The organism is Rosettibacter sp. KY25, assembly GCF_057554405.1.
On the sequence record NZ_BAAJAO010000054.1, the window covers coordinates 1 to 3,064 of the forward strand.

Here is a 3,064-nt window from a genome sequence, read left to right on the forward strand (position 1 = left end):
GAAAAAATATTTTGAACAATAATAATGTTCAAACAAAGAATAAGTAAAAAAATTTTCATTTTTTACTTTCCTTTTTTTAAGCAAAATAATTACTCATTTAATTCCATAATTAACAAGAATTATTTTATGCTTAATACTATTATCTAAGTCACTTCTTATCTCAGAACCTATAAAACCTATTCCCGGTGAATAATAGAGATAATAGTTCCAATATGTGGGAACATCTACTTCTGGGTATTCTTTGAAATGATAAACAATACACCTGAATTCACCAATTTCTGTGTTAATTTTCTCATTTGTAGATATGCAGATGTATTTTAAAGTACTATCTGGTCTAAATTCAAAACGTTCACTCATTTGATTATAATACATATAAGGGACTTCCCATGTTTCTCCTTGTTTAACCGGATATTTTAGATATAGAAATTTTCGGAAGATAGTATCTTTTTTTGCTATACCACCTAAAAAATATAGACCGTCTGACTGATTAGTAAAAATCCATTTTGCTTCAGCATAAGTATTTTCTCCAAACTTTCTTGTCTGCACTCCTCCCTTATATATTCTATCTTCAAACTCAACTGATATTTCTTCGTCAATAGTTATTAGAAGTGAATCAGTTAAACCTGGAAGAATTTTTCCTGAGGAATAAGTATATATTTTATATTTCCAGTAATTCCCAATAGAGATAGGATATAAAATAGAATTGTTCAGACTATCTACAGGATTTTCACAAGAAATATTAACTATGAATGCTACAATGAAAAACAAGGTATATATAAAACTTTTTATTATTAATTTTTTCCCTTCCATAATTAAGTTTATTTTTTTCTAAGAATCACAGAATTATATTTATTCAATACAATTATTTGCATAAAATCCAGTAGTAAAATTCCAAACCATTGTGTTGAACATATTTCCTGGATTATAATCCGTATTGTAAAAACTCAATCCTGTTCCAGAGCCGCTTCCATAAATATTTACATTATTAAATACCGGAAATGTGCAGAGAGAAATAGGCATTAACTTTATGATGTTCTTTTAAGTTAATTGATTATCTCCTTCTTCATTTTCTTAACATAATTTGGGATAGTATTTTGTGCCATCATAAATATATGTTCTTAAAAATTTTTGACAATTTCACAATATCAATTTATTAGTCGAGTTTTAAAATAACCTCGCATTAAACTCGTCATAAATTCGTCATAAATTCGTCATAAACTCGTCTCACATACGCTTCAGATACGCTTTACTTTCGTCTGTTTCTCGCTTGTTTTTTTCTAATGGTAACTTTAAATAAAAATATGTTTTCTGTAATAGTACACAGATTTAACGGATTATTGCAGTTATTTTTTGATTAAATTGATTACTAATTCTGTAACAATTTGTCGAATCACATTACAAAGCCAAAAAGAGAGCAAAAAACTTTAATATCTTTTCCGTCTTAGCAGTTTAATAAATTCTAACTGCAAGGAACGCCAAGAAAACACAAAGATTTTTTGGGAATTTTTCACTTCGTTCAAAATGATTTTTAATTTGTATTATAAGTAGAATCATGAAAGATAATTTCACAACAAGCCACAGAGAATAAAAGACGCAAGGAAAAACTTTGCGGCTTTGCGAGAAACAAAAAAATTTGTGTTCATCTGCGTTTTATTAAAAGCTTGCAGCGAACAGTTATACATAGATTTTATTCGTAGCACGTTTTACGTGTCGTGTTACAAAAAAAATCCCGGCAGAAAGTTTTGCTAACTGCCGGGATTCAGAAGCTAAGTGTTCAGTTTAATTACTTCATCAATATCATCTTCTTGCTTATATTCACATTGTTTCCAATCAATCTGTAGATGTAAATTCCAGATGCAAGATTGCTTCCGTTGAATGTAAGCTTTTGTATGCCTGCATTCATTTCGTCATCAAATAATGTTGCTACTTCCTGTCCAAGTATATCGTATACTTTCAATGTGTATCTTCCTTTTTCTGGAACTGCAAATTTAATTGTAGTTACTGGATTAAATGGATTCGGGTAATTTTGACTCAACTCGAATTTTGTCGGAATTTCTTCTGATTCTACAGATGTAACTCCAGCAACTCTCTTACTTAAATAAATCTTACCTTCTTTAGTTCCAACATAAACATTATCAGAATTCTTAGAAACAATCAATGAACTTACACCAAATCCACCCATCCCAATTGAGTTCCATGTATTTCCATTATCAGTTGATTCAAACACTCCGCTTGTCCAGGAAGCAACATAAATTTTATCACTCAAATTAACTGCAATTGAATAAATGAATGGAGCATTCAAATTATTTACTTTTGTCCATGTGCTACCATTATCAAGCGAACGATAGAGACCATCGCCATAAGTTCCTGCATACAATCCATTTGAGTTAGAAGCTATTGTCCATACGAAATCATACCCGATATTTAATTTTGTCCATGTTGAATTTTCATACTTGAATACTCCGCCGCCATAACTTGCAGCATATAATCTGTTTGAATGAACAGTTAATGCATTGATTACTAAATTATAACCGAGTCCATTATTCATCGGATTCCATGTGTTTCCATTATCAATTGATGAATAAACACCCAATCCCCATGTTCCAGCATAAATTACTGTTCCATCAGATGCAAGTGCATGAACATCAACATTTGAAAGTGAAGTTAATGTCCATGAAGAACCATCATACTTAAATACACCTAATTCTGTAGCTGCAAACAGATAACCATTATGAATATTCAAAGCCCAGATAAATCCAGCATTCATATTGCTATTAATCTTTGTCCAGCTCTGACCTCCATTGGTCGATTTGTAAATATTACCTCCCCATGTTCCAGCATAGATATTACCAAATTCATCGTAAGCCATAGCATAAACAATTTCACCATTGGAGAATCCATTTACATACTGCCAGTTGTTTTGATTATCAGAGCCATTGTTGTTATTTCCCTGCTCAACGTTTGACACTGTTATAGTTGCGCTTGCAGAATTATTATTTGGATTTGGATCTACACTAACAGTTGATGTAATTGTAGCAATATTGGTAATCTCTTTTTCGAATGG

At 31.0% G+C, this 3,064-nt stretch carries 3 protein-coding genes; all 3 read right to left on the minus strand.

Annotation, left to right across the window (positions count from 1 at the left end; genetic code table 11):
- Positions 1 to 93: 93 nt before the first annotated feature.
- Positions 94 to 810: a hypothetical protein gene (locus AC27L2_RS13730; protein WP_487212339.1), complete on the minus strand. Its 717-nt coding sequence runs from the start codon at positions 808 to 810 to the stop codon at positions 94 to 96.
- A 39-nt stretch (positions 811 to 849) separates the two neighbouring features.
- Positions 850 to 1,020 carry a hypothetical protein gene (locus AC27L2_RS13735; RefSeq protein WP_487212340.1) on the minus strand — a complete coding sequence of 57 codons (171 nt, stop codon included), beginning with the start codon at positions 1,018 to 1,020 and terminating at the stop codon, positions 850 to 852.
- 763 nt (positions 1,021 to 1,783) lie between these two features.
- Positions 1,784 to 3,064, minus strand: a 1,281-nt coding sequence (locus AC27L2_RS13740) for a T9SS type A sorting domain-containing protein (RefSeq protein ID WP_487212341.1), incomplete at its 5' end; no start/stop codon positions are given.